16 protein-coding genes and 1 pseudogene are annotated in these 12,787 nt (G+C 36.2%); 9 read left to right on the top strand and 8 right to left on the bottom strand.

Annotation, left to right across the window (positions count from 1 at the left end):
• Positions 1 to 903 precede the first annotated feature (903 nt).
• A pseudogene (locus QV06_RS11905) lies at positions 904 to 1,074 on the top strand (type II toxin-antitoxin system HigB family toxin); the annotation flags it as partial.
• Between the two features lie 9 nt (positions 1,075 to 1,083).
• Positions 1,084 to 1,389, top strand: coding sequence for a helix-turn-helix domain-containing protein (locus QV06_RS11900; protein WP_245174234.1), 306 nt, complete (start codon positions 1,084 to 1,086; stop codon positions 1,387 to 1,389).
• A 200-nt stretch (positions 1,390 to 1,589) separates the two neighbouring features.
• Here QV06_RS11900 and QV06_RS03470 read toward each other — a convergent pair whose 3' ends face one another.
• From QV06_RS03470 to QV06_RS03455, 4 genes are read right to left on the bottom strand one after another with little or no spacing between them, the layout of a single operon-like run.
• On the bottom strand, positions 1,590 to 2,063 hold the full coding sequence (locus tag QV06_RS03470) for a DoxX family protein (RefSeq protein ID WP_065236961.1): 474 nt from the start codon (positions 2,061 to 2,063) through the stop codon (positions 1,590 to 1,592).
• On the bottom strand, positions 2,060 to 2,809 hold the full coding sequence (locus tag QV06_RS03465; RefSeq protein WP_065236960.1) for an HvfC/BufC N-terminal domain-containing protein: 750 nt from the start codon (positions 2,807 to 2,809) through the stop codon (positions 2,060 to 2,062). The genes QV06_RS03470 and QV06_RS03465 overlap by 4 nt, the downstream gene beginning before the upstream one ends.
• Positions 2,809 to 3,660, bottom strand: coding sequence for an MNIO family bufferin maturase (gene bufB / locus QV06_RS03460; RefSeq protein ID WP_065236959.1), 852 nt, complete (start codon positions 3,658 to 3,660; stop codon positions 2,809 to 2,811). The genes QV06_RS03465 and bufB overlap by 1 nt, the downstream gene beginning before the upstream one ends.
• Positions 3,661 to 3,714: 54 nt before the next feature.
• Positions 3,715 to 4,002: a BufA1 family periplasmic bufferin-type metallophore gene (locus QV06_RS03455; protein ID WP_065236958.1), complete on the bottom strand. Its 288-nt coding sequence runs from the start codon at positions 4,000 to 4,002 to the stop codon at positions 3,715 to 3,717.
• 168 nt (positions 4,003 to 4,170) lie between these two features.
• Between QV06_RS03455 and QV06_RS03450 the strand changes: the two genes are divergently transcribed.
• Together QV06_RS03450 and QV06_RS03445 are read left to right on the top strand one after the other, a co-directional pair.
• Positions 4,171 to 4,761 (top strand): sigma-70 family RNA polymerase sigma factor, encoded by a 591-nt coding sequence (locus QV06_RS03450; RefSeq protein ID WP_348536854.1) that lies wholly within the window; start codon positions 4,171 to 4,173, stop codon positions 4,759 to 4,761.
• The gene (locus QV06_RS03445; protein WP_065236956.1) at positions 4,761 to 4,949 is read left to right on the top strand and encodes a hypothetical protein; all 189 of its coding nucleotides are present in this window, start codon (positions 4,761 to 4,763) and stop codon (positions 4,947 to 4,949) included. Before QV06_RS03450 ends, QV06_RS03445 begins: the two co-directional genes overlap by 1 nt.
• 78 nt (positions 4,950 to 5,027) lie before the next feature.
• On the opposite strand, the gene argH is transcribed toward QV06_RS03445, so the two are convergent.
• The 3 genes from argH to argC form a co-directional block, all read right to left on the bottom strand.
• On the bottom strand, positions 5,028 to 6,401 hold the full coding sequence (argH, locus tag QV06_RS03440; protein ID WP_065236955.1) for an argininosuccinate lyase: 1,374 nt from the start codon (positions 6,399 to 6,401) through the stop codon (positions 5,028 to 5,030).
• 68 nt (positions 6,402 to 6,469) lie between these two features.
• The gene (gene argB / locus QV06_RS03435; RefSeq protein ID WP_065236954.1) at positions 6,470 to 7,243 is read right to left on the bottom strand and encodes an acetylglutamate kinase; all 774 of its coding nucleotides are present in this window, start codon (positions 7,241 to 7,243) and stop codon (positions 6,470 to 6,472) included.
• Positions 7,244 to 7,245: 2 nt separating this feature from the next.
• Positions 7,246 to 8,253 (bottom strand): N-acetyl-gamma-glutamyl-phosphate reductase, encoded by a 1,008-nt coding sequence (gene argC, locus QV06_RS03430; RefSeq protein WP_065236953.1) that lies wholly within the window; start codon positions 8,251 to 8,253, stop codon positions 7,246 to 7,248.
• A gap of 79 nt (positions 8,254 to 8,332) precedes the next feature.
• Here argC and argE point away from each other — a divergent pair, with 79 nt between their 5' ends.
• The 4 genes from argE to ppa all read left to right on the top strand — a co-directional run bounded on the left by argE (position 8,333) and on the right by ppa (position 11,307).
• Positions 8,333 to 9,481: an acetylornithine deacetylase gene (gene argE / locus QV06_RS03425; protein WP_065236952.1), complete on the top strand. Its 1,149-nt coding sequence runs from the start codon at positions 8,333 to 8,335 to the stop codon at positions 9,479 to 9,481.
• A 106-nt stretch (positions 9,482 to 9,587) separates the two neighbouring features.
• Complete coding sequence (trmL, locus tag QV06_RS03420) at positions 9,588 to 10,064, top strand: tRNA (uridine(34)/cytosine(34)/5-carboxymethylaminomethyluridine(34)-2'-O)-methyltransferase TrmL (protein ID WP_065236951.1); 477 nt, start codon at positions 9,588 to 9,590, stop codon at positions 10,062 to 10,064.
• Positions 10,065 to 10,072: 8 nt separating this feature from the next.
• The gene (locus QV06_RS03415; protein WP_065236950.1) at positions 10,073 to 10,702 is read left to right on the top strand and encodes a LysE/ArgO family amino acid transporter; all 630 of its coding nucleotides are present in this window, start codon (positions 10,073 to 10,075) and stop codon (positions 10,700 to 10,702) included.
• 77 nt (positions 10,703 to 10,779) lie between these two features.
• The gene (ppa, locus tag QV06_RS03410; RefSeq protein ID WP_065233602.1) at positions 10,780 to 11,307 is read left to right on the top strand and encodes an inorganic diphosphatase; all 528 of its coding nucleotides are present in this window, start codon (positions 10,780 to 10,782) and stop codon (positions 11,305 to 11,307) included.
• A gap of 78 nt (positions 11,308 to 11,385) precedes the next feature.
• Here ppa and QV06_RS03405 read toward each other — a convergent pair whose 3' ends face one another.
• A complete protein-coding gene (locus QV06_RS03405) occupies positions 11,386 to 11,724 on the bottom strand; it encodes a carboxymuconolactone decarboxylase family protein (protein WP_065233609.1) in 339 nt (112 codons plus the stop codon).
• Between the two features lie 120 nt (positions 11,725 to 11,844).
• On the opposite strand from QV06_RS03405, the gene QV06_RS03400 reads away from it, so the two are divergent.
• Positions 11,845 to 12,744 (top strand): AraC family transcriptional regulator, encoded by a 900-nt coding sequence (locus QV06_RS03400; protein ID WP_065236949.1) that lies wholly within the window; start codon positions 11,845 to 11,847, stop codon positions 12,742 to 12,744.
• Positions 12,745 to 12,787 lie beyond the last annotated feature (43 nt).

Here is a 12,787-nt window from a genome sequence, read left to right as displayed (position 1 = left end):
TCACCCAGATAAATAGCTTTTAATAGAAAGATGATGATGCCTAGAAATGCAAAAAATTGCCAAAAACCGCGAGTCCGTAACCCCGTGGAAAGGCTATCCCCTCAGGAGTACCTTTTAATGTATAGGGCGGGTAAAAAGTTCAGTGAAAAACCTCAAGCAACCGCCCCTGGAACTCCAGATTATCGCTATTACAGTTTCTACTGGCTTTTATTGATGTGCAAAATTGCATATCTATTGAATGTAGGTATAAATGGATTAAAAAATAAACATAAATAGAGGTCACTTTGAATAATTGTACTAGAAAATGTACTAGAAAATGAGGTGTTAAAAATTAATATCTTTATAAATCAATATGTTAATTGTTAAATTCAACTCCCATGACCTCCGCCAATCGTTGTAATTCCACGTTTCTGATTGTTTCCCTTTTTTAATAGAGGGCATTGCGCCTAAACCGTTTGTGTAAACCACTTCCAAAGCCAGTTATTTTATTGACTTTTTCATTCATTTTTAATTTAAAAGGTTTCCTATTAGGAGAGTATTTTTTATAGGACAATTAGGACAATAAAAAATATGTTTATAACAATATCAATAACATAATAATAAATCAGATTAATAAACAAACAAAAATTATTCTATTTTAAGATCATTTTGTCCTATGAAAATGGTAAAGATTGAGTTTATGTCTATTAATTATAGATATGCTTTGATGGTTTTAGTTGATAGATAATAATTGATTTAGTCCAAAGATGGGACACAATAAAGCAAAAAACCTAAGGATAAGGAAGGATAAGAATTATCTCAACAGCTAAATTAATTACTTACTATCATAAGCACCCAGTAACAGAACAACCTTTAAAAGCCTGGTTTTCGGAAGCTAAAAAAGCAAACTGACAAAGTGTTCACGATATAAAAGCCCAGTATCGCAATGCAAGTATATTAAAAAATCGCCGTGTAGTATTTAATGAATACCGCTTAATTGTTGCGATTGCTTTTCAAATGGGAGCAATTTATATCAAGTTCATAGGGACACATAAAGAATATGACAATATCAACGCTAATAATGTGGAATTGTAGGGGGAATATATGAATATTAAACCAATTAAAACCGAAGCGGATTACCAAGAGGCATTACTTAATATTGAACCTTACTTTGATTTAGAGCAAATGACAGAAAAACAACGGGATTATTTTGATGTCCTGCTTACTTTAATCGAAACTTACGAAGATAAGCATTATCAAATAGATCCACCTGATCCTATAGAGGCGATTAAGTTTAGAATGGAACAACAAGGGCTAGAGATTAAAGATTTAGAAAATATTATCGGTAAACCTAACAGAGTATATGAAGTTTTTAATAAAACCCGTCCTTTAACGCTAAAATATGATTAGGAATATTAACCAAAAAATGGGAATTAGTGCGGATATATTAATTCATCAATCATAATCCCTATCAATAAACTTTGAGCTATCCATAATCAAATAGCCCAATGTAATCATTACTGTTTAATTAAGATTATCAATAATCAAATAAAAATTTACCAATAACCCTATTTTGAATACCCGCTCTACTCCCGACAGAATTTATATCTTTATGGTAAATCGTATCTTCGTTTAAATAGGTAATAATCTAATGCCACAACGCCACTACCATATTTTATTAGTAGTAGTTGCATCACCATCCAACTGAAATGTAATGCATAGGCATCAGGATACACAAAGAATTGAATCACTAATGTCATAACGAACAGCCCTAACGCCGCAAAACGTGTTGCAAGCCCTAATAGTAATAACGCTGCAAAAAGATGTTCCGCATAAAGGGTTATCCACGCTGCAATATTAGGATTAATCAATGGTAAGCTATATTCATTTTGAAATAAGAAAACAGCAGTATCACTCGGTACAGGTAATCCAAACTGAAATGACATCGTAAGCAAATTAAACACAAACGTTTCTGTTTTAGTTTGTGCTGATAACCAAAATATACTCGCTAATGCAATCCTCGCTAGCAGGGCAATCACACTATAAGGGACTTTTTCAAACCATTGTAAATAATGATTATTCATCGTTTCACTCCAACAATTAACTTATTTTCAATCAGAAATTGCCAAGCTTGTGTGAGATCTGCCTCAGCAAAAGAGTTAATCTCCATTATCGCTTGATATAACGTTTTTCCTTGCTTTAACACTGTTAAAAAACAATATAACCACTGCGGGATCTGTAATACACCAACTTCATAGTTTTCACGTAAGATCGCTGCATATTCGCTCTGTTCTAAGTTAATTTGCTGTAAATCTCGTTCAATTTGATGTGCTTCCCATAAACTTACCGCTGCATAGCGAGAAGAAAATAATAATAAACTCGGCGCTAGCTGTAATTGATATTCGGCAACATCATTATCTTGTAATAATGCTATTAGTTGTTCACTAGCAATTGCTTCGCTATCTTCAGCATGGAAAGATTGCACTCTTAAATATTCCAATCTTGCAACATCCGCTAAATAAGGGACTGATTGGGCTGGTGGAAAATTTGCAATAAATTGTGGAAAAGTTTCACCATAATAGGCAAGAATCCGTGATGTAGGCGGCGATTCTTGTAAATAACAGCGTGCCATAGCTTGAAAAAATTCATCACCAACTAACTGATGAGTGACATTAAATGTCATTCCTAACGCATTAATTAAAGAAGAAAAAATATTATTACGGTAAACGCTAAAACGGCTTTTTATATCTATTCCTGTTCTACTTTTAATTTGTGGCAGGAAAGCAAGATCATCGTGAAAAATTGCTTCTATAAAAGCGGTTTGTTTCATTATTTTGCTCCCTGACTATAACGTTGTTGCGCTTGTTGAATTTGATACAAGTCTTTTTGTAATTCACTAAAAGCAGGAATATTGTTATCACGTTCTAATAAAGTTGGTTTTGTACCAATTAATCCCAAAGTAAATAAATATAATTGCCATACTTCACTAGAAACTTGCTCTGAATGGCTATCAATCAGTAAACGTTCGCCATTGGCATCTTGATCTTCGCTATACCCAGCAATATGCATTTGCTGAACCGCTGATAATGGTAACTGTTGTAAGTAAGCATAAGGATCACGCTGATGATTAACAGCAGAAACATACACGTTATTCACATCTAGTAATAAGCCACATCCCGTTCTTTTCACCACTTCACTAATAAATTCTGTTTCTTCCATTTCATTTGCAGAAAACTCTACATATGTTGAAGGGTTCTCCAATAACATTTGGCGTTGTAAGCGATGTTGTAAATGATCAATATGCTCACATACCTGATTCAGTTTTTTATTGGTATAAGCTAACGGCAATAAATCATTATAAAAATTCACCCCATGACTTGACCAAGCAAGATGTTCAGAAAAAAGCTGCGGTTGATAGCGATCAATCAATACTTTCAAGCGGTCAATATGTTCTTCATCTAACGCAGCATCACTTCCAATTGATAATCCCACACCATGTAAAGATAATGGATAAATATCACAAATACGTTGTAAATAGTGATGCATTGCACCACCAGGAACCATATAGTTTTCTGCATGGATTTCTACAAAATCCACATAATCTGGTTGCTGTAAGATTAACTCAAAATGTTCTATTTTCAGCCCTATACCCGCACCAGAAATTACCTTTTGACACCCCATAAAATTCTCCAAAGCCTGCAAAATTGCAGGCTTATTTTTTGATTATTTTATTAATTAAGCTTTTTCTTCAAATGCTTCTAACTTACCAAATCCAGTATCAGAGGTTTTTGATTCAGTTTTTAAGCAAGTTCCTGCTGGCACTAATTTCCATGCATTACCTTGATAATCACGAGTTGAGCTTCCTGCACAGCTTGTTCCAGGGCCTGCAGCACAGTCATTTTGTCCTTTAAGCGCTACCCCAAAACATTTTTCTTTTGGTTCAGCTTGTACGCTAAGGCTAGTTGCTGTAACTAATGCTGAAGTTAATGCTAATGAAACGGCTACTTTTTTTGAAATTGACATAAGATTTCCTTTTAATAAAAAATAAAAAATGATTAAATACACAGCGATTTTTATCACCACACAAGATTAGTTTTTCCTAATCTTATAATTAGACGGAGTTAGCAGTTTTTTCTTACAACTTTTTTTAAAAAATTTTTAATTAGCAAAAATGAAGTTGTAATTACGTTGATGAGGGATATCATGGAATATAATAGGAAGGCATTATTCTCTACTCAAGAGCTTAATGAGCTCCATAGTAAAATGCTAAAATTTGCTACCATACAATTAAAAGATGAACACCTCGCAGAAGATGCCGTACAAGAAACCTTTTATATTGCCTTAAATAAGCTAGAACAATTTGAGCAGCGAGCTAGTTTTAAAACGTGGTTTTTCACTATTTTAAAAAATAAAATTATTGATCTATTACGGGAACAACAACGTTACCTATTACACAGTGATCAACAAGCAAACGAAGAAGCCACCGAAGACCACTTTTTTGATCAAACAGATCACTGGGATGTTCGCTTTACGCCAAAACCGATTAATAAAGCAAACTTACTGATTAATCATCAGGAATTTTGGACAATTCTCCAATGTTGTTTAGATCGATTACCACAACAGCAATCTCGGGTATTTATGATGCGTGAATTTATGGAATTTAGTTCTGATGAAATCTGTGTGCATGAAGAAATTAGCACATCAAATTTAAATGTGTTGCTCTATCGTGCCAGACTAAAATTGCAAGATTGCTTAATTAAAAAAGGGGTGGAGAAACACTAATGTATAGTTGTAAACAAGCCAGTTTTTTATTATCACAAGCGAAAGAAAGAAAATTAGCGTTGAATGAAACGATTCAACTTAAACTACATTTAACACTTTGTTCTCGTTGTCGCCAATTTAAACAAAACCTCGAAACAATGAGTGAATTATGTCAAGACGCTTCTAAAACACATATAACTAAAAAATAATGATGTATTTTAGAGGACAAAAAAGTGTAGTGTGGACATCCACACTACACTTTCTTTTTTTCTTTTCTATAAAAAACGTTACTTAATCAACTGCTTCGCTTCTGCAATCGCTTCTGCAACGCGTTGTGGTGATACGCCACCTTTTGCACAACGTTTATTCAAACAAGATTCTAATGAAAGAATCGCGTAAACATCTTCGCTGATAACATCACTAAAGCGTTTAAATTCATCAACACGTAACTCTTCTAGTGCTTTTGATTTACTAATTGCATAAACCACTGCTTCACCAACAATATGGTGAGAATCACGGAATGGAACACCTTTTGCTACGAGATAATCTGCTAATTCTGTCGCATTAGAGTAGCCTTTTAACGCTGCATTACGTGTTTTTTCGTGGTGGACTTTAATATCTTCTAACACTAATGCCGCCATATCCAAGCAAGCGTGCCAAGTATCTAAAGCATCAAAGATACCCTCTTTGTCCTCTTGCATATCTTTGTTATAAGCAAGTGGTAAGCCTTTGACCGTTACTAACATTCCATTCAATGCGCCAATAACTCGCCCTGCTTTACCACGAATTAATTCGCACGCATCAGGGTTTTTCTTTTGTGGCATTAACGATGAACCAGATGTTACTCGATCCGAAAGTTCAAGGAAGTTTGCTTCGCCGCTATTAAAGATAATTAAATCTTCAGCATAACGAGAAAGATGTACCATACTTAATGATGCAGTAGCTAACAGTTCAATAATATGGTCACGATCAGACACACTATCCAAACTATTACGTGTTGCACGGGTAAAGCCTAAATCTTTCGCTAATTGTTCACGATCTACTGCATATGCAGTACCAGCCAACGCCCCAGAACCTAAAGGACAGGTATCCAAACGGCGATAAGCATCTGCTAAACGTGAATAATCACGTTCTAACATCTCAAAATAAGCCATACACCAATGTGCAAACGAAACAGGTTGTGCCCGTTGTAAATGGGTATAACCAGGCATCACAGTATTTTGATGATTTTCTGCGGTAAAAATCAGTTGGCTTTGTAAATGGCGGATTGCTTGTTGCAGTGAAGTAATTTCTTGTTTACACCATAATTTAATATCTAAAGCGACCTGATCGTTACGGCTACGTCCTGTATGGAGTTTTTTACCAAGATCACCGACTTTCTCAATTAGTTTACTTTCAACCCAACTGTGGATATCTTCTGCATCATCTTGCAAAATCATTTCAGGGTTATTTGCTACGCTTTCTTTCAATTCAAGCAATGCGGCTTCAACTTGTTTTTGTTCTGCTGCCGTAAATACATTGACGCTAACTAATGCCTTTGACCAGCCAATCGAACCATCAATATCCTGCTGTGCCAAACGATAGTCAAAACGCAATGAGTCATTAAAGGTTTTAAAACGTTGATCTGCCGCTTGTGTAAAACGACCGCCCCAAAGTGCCATAATTACCTCAATAAAAAATGAAACCGCCACTAAATGGCGGAAGTTAATTTAAACCAAAGCCTTGTTAATTAAGGCTGAATTCTTGTACCAATACATTGACCTGCAAATAAATCAGCCAGCTTTTCTGGTTTCTTCCAATTTGCAATCTCTACTGGTTGATTTAATGCTTGTGCAGCGATCAGTGCTGCTTCAACTTTGACAATCATACCATCTGTAATAACTTGATCATCTATTAATTGCTGAATTTGTGATGAATTTAACGCTGGGATCAGATTTTTTTGTTTATCTAAGACACCATCAACATCAGAAAGCATCACTAAATCACCTTGCAATAATGTTGCAATCGCTGTTGCAGCCTGATCTGCATTAACATTCATTAGACGCCCTGCTGGATCAATCGCAATAGAACTGATGATCGGTAAAAAACCACTTTCTAATAAGCTGGTTAATAATGTTTGTTGTGCTGGTGAAACTTTTGCAACATGACCTAACTCAGGATCAAGCTGTGTCGCTATGGTTAAATCGCCGTCACCTAAACTAATACCAACTGCATTTAATCCAGCCACTTTTGCCGTTGCTACTAATTTTTTATTCGCTATACCTGCTAATGCACCAGCAATAATTTCCACTTGATCAGGCGGAGTAACACGTAATCCCTGCTTTTTGCGGACAGGTAACTGCAAACGTTGCATTAATTCATCAACAATACAGCCGCCACCATGCACAATAACAATTTCACGTTGTTGTGTTTGTTTAAATTTAGCTAAGGTCGTAAGTAAGTTTTCCATCGCTTGCGGTGTATCTAATAACGCACCGCCAACTTTAATAATTAATGGTTTCATTGTTAAATCAAGCCTAAGGTTGGATTAAAGCCATAACGAATATTCGCACATTGCACTGCTTGTGCTGCCGCACCTTTTAATAAGTTATCTTCTGCCCCCACCACAATAATGTGTTGATCTTGTACCGCAAACGCAATATCACAATAAGGGGTAAATTCTACTGCTTTGATACTTGGGAAGCCTTTATCATAAACCCGTACTAACGGTTTATCGGTATAAGCTTGAGCAAAAGCTTGTTTTACCTGTTCTGCGGTAACGCCTGCTTTTAATTTTGCAGTAATGGTTGCCAAAATCCCACGTTTAAAATTGCCCAAATGCGGGGTAAAAATTACTTCTCGTCCTAAATGAGTGGCAATTTCTGGTTGATGGCGATGAGTAAATACACCATACGGATTTAAACTCACTTCACAAAAACTGGAGGTTAAACTCGCTTTACGTCCAGCACCACTCACACCACTCACCGCATTAATAACAGGAACTTGGACTTCGTCTAATAAATCATTCACAATTAATGGTTTTAAACAAAGTTGAGATACTGTTGGATAACAACCAGCAACCGCAATCAGGTCTGACTGTTGGATCAGCGCTTCATTCCATTCTGCCAAACCATAAACCGCTTTCTCCAACAAGTCAGGATATTGATGTTCAAAGCCATAAAATTTAGTATAAAACTCCGCTTGATTGACACGATATGCTCCAGATAAATCAAACACTTTACAATTATGTGCAAGGAATACTGGGGCAAGTTGATGACTTACTTCATGTGCCGTTGCTAAAAAGACACAATCCGCCATCTGAGCAAGCATGGTTAAATCTTCTGGTAAAGGCTGCAATACCAAATCAACCACACGTTTTAGTTGTGGATAAATCTCTGAAATAGGTTTATCTTTATCCAGACTATTTGCCGAAACATATAGCCCACAAAGTTCAAAATTAGGGTGTTTGACAAGAATGTTTGCGAGTTCAGCCCCTGTGTAGCCGCTCGCACCAATGATGAGTGTTTTTAGCATAATTTCATAAAATAGTGATTAATTATGCTAATATTTTGCATAATTATTTTATTTGAATCAATGTTTATTTGAGGTAACCATGGCAAATCTTCCAGATTTTCTTTCTTTATATTCACAACTTATCGAAATTCCGACCATTAGTAGTACAGATAATCCTCAATTAGATCATAGTAATAAACCACTAATCGAAAAATTAGCTAACTGGCTAACAGATCTTGGTTTTAAAGTTGATATTTTGCCAATTGAAGGTTCTAACAATAAATACAATTTGTTGGCAACTTATGGCAGTGGCGAGGGTGGTTTGCTATTAGCAGGTCATACAGATACTGTGCCATTTGATGCTGGACGCTGGCAATTTGATCCTTTCAAATTAACCGAACAAAATGGACGTTTTTATGGTTTAGGTTCTGCTGATATGAAAGGATTCTTCGCCTTTATCGTGGATACATTACGTGATATGGATTTAAGCAAGCTACAAAAACCTTTACGTATTCTCGCCACTGCGGATGAAGAAACTACGATGTTAGGGGCAAGAACTTTCGCTAAACACGCTGAAATTCGCCCAGATTGTGCGATTATTGGCGAGCCAACTTCATTACAACCTGTCCGTGCTCACAAAGGGCATTTTGGCGATTCAGTAACGGTAATTGGTCGCTCTGGCCACTCTAGTGATCCTGATAAAGGAATTAACGCAATCGAAATTATGCATCATGCAACAGGACATCTAATGCAGCTACGTAATGAATTAAAAGAGAAATTCCATAATGACTTTTTTGCCGTGCCTTATCCAACCTTAAACTTTGGTTCTATTCACGGTGGGGATGCAGTGAATCGAATCTGTGGCTGTTGTGAATTACAGTTTGATATTCGTCCATTACCTAATATGGGATTAGAGTCATTAGATGAAATGATTCAGGAGAAGCTACAACCGCTATTTGAACAATACGGAGATTTACTACAAATAAAACATCTGCATGATGGTATCCCAGGTTATGAATGTTCACATAAAGCAGAAATTGTCGCGGTGGTAGAAAAATTATTAGGTAAGCCTTGTGTTTCTGCCAATTATTGTACTGAGGCCCCGTTTATTCAACAGCTTTGCCCAACATTAGTTTTAGGTCCAGGTTCTATTGAACAAGCTCACCAACCAGATGAGTTTTTAGCTGCTGAATTTATTCAACCAACTAGAGATTTATTAAAAAAATTAGTGCAACATTTTTGTGCTTAAACTCTTAACTAAGGCGGTAAATATAAAATTACCGCCTAACTAGTTGCCAACAAAGTAAAGAAGTAGAAAAATATTAGGTTTTTATTTATCTCTCAAGTTAAAAATTATGTTAGACATTGTCCTTTATGAACCTGAAATCCCACAAAATACAGGGAATATAATTCGTCTTTGTGCCAACTGTGGCTTCCGTTTACATTTAATTCATCCTCTCGGCTTCCAATGGGATGATAAAAAATTACGCCGTTCAGGCTTGGATTATCACGAATTTACAACCATTCAACATCACCAAAACTATGCGGAGTTTCTTGCTACCGAAAAACCAAATCGTCTATTTGCGTTGACTACCAAAGGCGGTCCAGCTCACAGCCAAGTTCAATTCCAACTAGGTGATTACTTAATGTTTGGCCCAGAAACCAGAGGCATACCAATGGATATCTTGAACGCGATGCCGATTGAACAGAAAATTAGAATTCCCATGTGTGCGAATAGTCGCAGTATGAATTTATCCAATTCAGTAGCGGTAACCGTTTATGAAGCTTGGCGACAGCTTGGTTATCAAGGTGCCATTAATCTTTATCCATAGGAGAAATAATGCAATCACTAATTCACGGTTTTTTCGTTTCTGGTGGCTTAATTGTAGCTATTGGAGCACAAAATGCCTTTGTTCTTAAACAAGGGCTATTAAAGCAACATATTTTTGCAGTCGCTTTAGTTTGCTTCTTATGTGATGCAATTTTAGTTAGCTTAGGTGTTTTGGGGCTAGGATCATTTATTAGCGAACATCAGATTGCCTCTATCACATTAGCCTTTATTGGAGCAGGTTTCCTTTTTATTTATGCATTACGCGCATGGCGGAGTGCTTATCGAGGAAACAGTGGCTTACAAGTTTCTACTGAGGAGCAGAACCAAAATACCTTACTTAAAACGATCTTAATCACTTTAAGTATTACACTATTGAACCCGCATGTTTATTTAGATACGGTTGTAATCATCGGCGGAGTCGCTGGGACTTTAATGTTAAGTGAGAAAATTTGGTTTTTGCTTGGTGCAATCCTTGCTTCAGGTATCTGGTTTTTTGGCTTAGCTTATGGTTCTTCACTACTAACACCACTATTCAAAAAACCAATAACATGGCGAATTCTTGATTGTATAATCGGTATAATTATGTTGGTTATTGCTTGGGGATTATTTCAATATGGAATGACGCTGTTACCAAGCTAATTCTCGACTTTTTGTAACAAATAGGGCTATAATCGCAAAGTTTTTTACTTAACTTTTTTCATTAGAAGGAATATACAATGGGTTTAAAAAATGTACCTGCTGGTAAAGAGTTACCAGATGATATTTATGTTGTAATCGAAATTCCAGCAAATTCAGATCCGATTAAATATGAAGTAGATAAAGAGTCTGGAGCATTATTTGTTGACCGTTTTATGGCAACTGCAATGTTCTATCCAGCAAACTATGGTTACATCAATAACACACTTTCTTTAGATGGCGACCCTGTGGATGTATTAGTCCCAACACCATATCCACTTCAACCAGGTTCAGTTATTCGTTGCCGCCCAGTAGGCGTATTAAAAATGACTGATGAATCTGGTCAAGATGCCAAAGTAATTGCTGTACCACATAGCAAATTAACTAAAGAATATGACCACATCAAAGATGTGAATGATATTCCTGCATTATTAAAAGCACAAATCCAACACTTCTTCGAAAGCTACAAAGCATTAGAAGCAGGTAAATGGGTGAAAGTTGATGGATGGGAAGACGTTGCTGCTGCACGTGAAGAAATCCTAGCTTCATTTGAACGTGCGAAAAAATAATTAATTTTTAGCTTATAAAAAACCGTTATACCTCACGGATATAACGGTTTTTGTTCTCTGACACTCACTAAAAAATCATTATTCTGTTTTTAATGTTTCATAGGCATCTAATACACGTGCAGAATAAACCATTGCTGCACCTGCATTCATCGCCACAGCAACACCTAAAGCAGCTGCAATCTCTTCTTGAGTACAACCTGCTTTAATCGCTGCGTCAGTATGTACATTAATACAACCATCACAACGAGTTGTTACTGCGCACGCTAAAGAAATTAATTCTCTGGTTTTTGCATCTAATGCACTTGCTTCACCTGCTTTACTTAAGGTTTGATAACCTTTCATTGTATCTGGTGAAAGTTTGCTGAAGATACCTAAACGGCTCATTAATTGAGTACGATATTTTTTCCAATCTAACATAATTTTCTCCTCATAAATTCATTGTTATCTCGATTTGACGCAGGCTATTTTGCACCTTTCCTATAAGACTATAAAGATGTTAGAATCGCAAAAAACTACGTTATCATCTCATTTAAAGTTATGGATAGTATTGATCGTTTCCTAGAATTATTAGATATCAAAACGTCTATTGATGTGTTTTGCAGTTTCAAAGCACCTTATTTAATTGAACATCAGCAAGCTGAAAAAGGCACTGCTTATTTTCATTTATTGTTGGAGGGAAGTTGCGATATGCATTCCGCACAACAGACCTATCATCTGCAAGCAGGTGATTTTTGTCTATGGACACAAGGTGGAAAGCATCATATTGGTCATCAAGCTTCTCAAGAACCTTTACAGTTAGAACAGCAAAACGGCATTTTATATCGACACAACTGTACAACCGATCCTACGCTGCAAATGTTATGCGGACATTATCGAGCGACCAACCACGCAGCCGCTGGCTTACTGAAGCTATTACCAGAACCGTTAATCGTTTCATTAAAGGATATTCCTCAATTACAAGCGTTATCGAGTTTGATTCATCAAGAGGCTTTAGCTCGTCATTTAGGAAGTGCAACTGCAATTAAAGCGATGTGTGAGTTATTATTGTTGTTTGCCTTACGTCATTTAACTGAATTGCCGCAACAACAAAATCTGATCGGGCTATTTTCTGATCCCGCATTAAGTAAAGTGATGACAACCATTCTAGAAGATCTCTCGATTTCTTATACTACGGAAGAGCTTGCTAATATCGCTTATCTTTCCCGAGCCACGTTTGCACGGAAATTTCATCAGGCAACCGGTATGGGTATCCAAACATTAATTCGGATTTTACGGATGTCCCTTGCCGCAAAATTATTAATACAATCTCATTTAAGCATTACACAAATTATGGAAAAAGTTGGTTACCAATCCGAAACTGCTTTTCATGATGCTTTCAAGGCACAATTTGGTATCACACCAGCCCGTTACCGCAAAAGGTTACAAATAAATGCTTAAATTGTTAAATCTTTGCTATTGATCTTTGTAATAAAAAACGAAA

Source organism: Gallibacterium genomosp. 3 (assembly GCF_001678475.1).
Classification (GTDB): domain Bacteria; phylum Pseudomonadota; class Gammaproteobacteria; order Enterobacterales; family Pasteurellaceae; genus Gallibacterium; species Gallibacterium faecale.
The sequence above is the reverse complement of the archived record's forward strand: the minus strand, read 5'-3'. Positions and strand labels throughout refer to the sequence as shown.

Coding starts and splice junctions, on each gene's coding strand:
- QV06_RS11900 (WP_245174234.1), top strand. CDS start 1,084: ATGAATATTAAACCAATTAAAACCGAAGCGGATTACCAAGAGGCATTA.
- QV06_RS03470 (WP_065236961.1), bottom strand. CDS start 2,063: ATGAATAATCATTATTTACAATGGTTTGAAAAAGTCCCTTATAGTGTG.
- QV06_RS03465 (WP_065236960.1), bottom strand. CDS start 2,809: ATGAAACAAACCGCTTTTATAGAAGCAATTTTTCACGATGATCTTGCT.
- bufB (WP_065236959.1), bottom strand. CDS start 3,660: ATGGGGTGTCAAAAGGTAATTTCTGGTGCGGGTATAGGGCTGAAAATA.
- QV06_RS03455 (WP_065236958.1), bottom strand. CDS start 4,002: ATGTCAATTTCAAAAAAAGTAGCCGTTTCATTAGCATTAACTTCAGCA.
- QV06_RS03450 (WP_348536854.1), top strand. CDS start 4,171: ATGAGGGATATCATGGAATATAATAGGAAGGCATTATTCTCTACTCAA.
- QV06_RS03445 (WP_065236956.1), top strand. CDS start 4,761: ATGTATAGTTGTAAACAAGCCAGTTTTTTATTATCACAAGCGAAAGAA.
- argH (WP_065236955.1), bottom strand. CDS start 6,401: ATGGCACTTTGGGGCGGTCGTTTTACACAAGCGGCAGATCAACGTTTT.
- argB (WP_065236954.1), bottom strand. CDS start 7,243: ATGAAACCATTAATTATTAAAGTTGGCGGTGCGTTATTAGATACACCG.
- argC (WP_065236953.1), bottom strand. CDS start 8,253: ATGCTAAAAACACTCATCATTGGTGCGAGCGGCTACACAGGGGCTGAA.
- argE (WP_065236952.1), top strand. CDS start 8,333: ATGGCAAATCTTCCAGATTTTCTTTCTTTATATTCACAACTTATCGAA.
- trmL (WP_065236951.1), top strand. CDS start 9,588: ATGTTAGACATTGTCCTTTATGAACCTGAAATCCCACAAAATACAGGG.
- QV06_RS03415 (WP_065236950.1), top strand. CDS start 10,073: ATGCAATCACTAATTCACGGTTTTTTCGTTTCTGGTGGCTTAATTGTA.
- ppa (WP_065233602.1), top strand. CDS start 10,780: ATGGGTTTAAAAAATGTACCTGCTGGTAAAGAGTTACCAGATGATATT.
- QV06_RS03405 (WP_065233609.1), bottom strand. CDS start 11,724: ATGTTAGATTGGAAAAAATATCGTACTCAATTAATGAGCCGTTTAGGT.
- QV06_RS03400 (WP_065236949.1), top strand. CDS start 11,845: ATGGATAGTATTGATCGTTTCCTAGAATTATTAGATATCAAAACGTCT.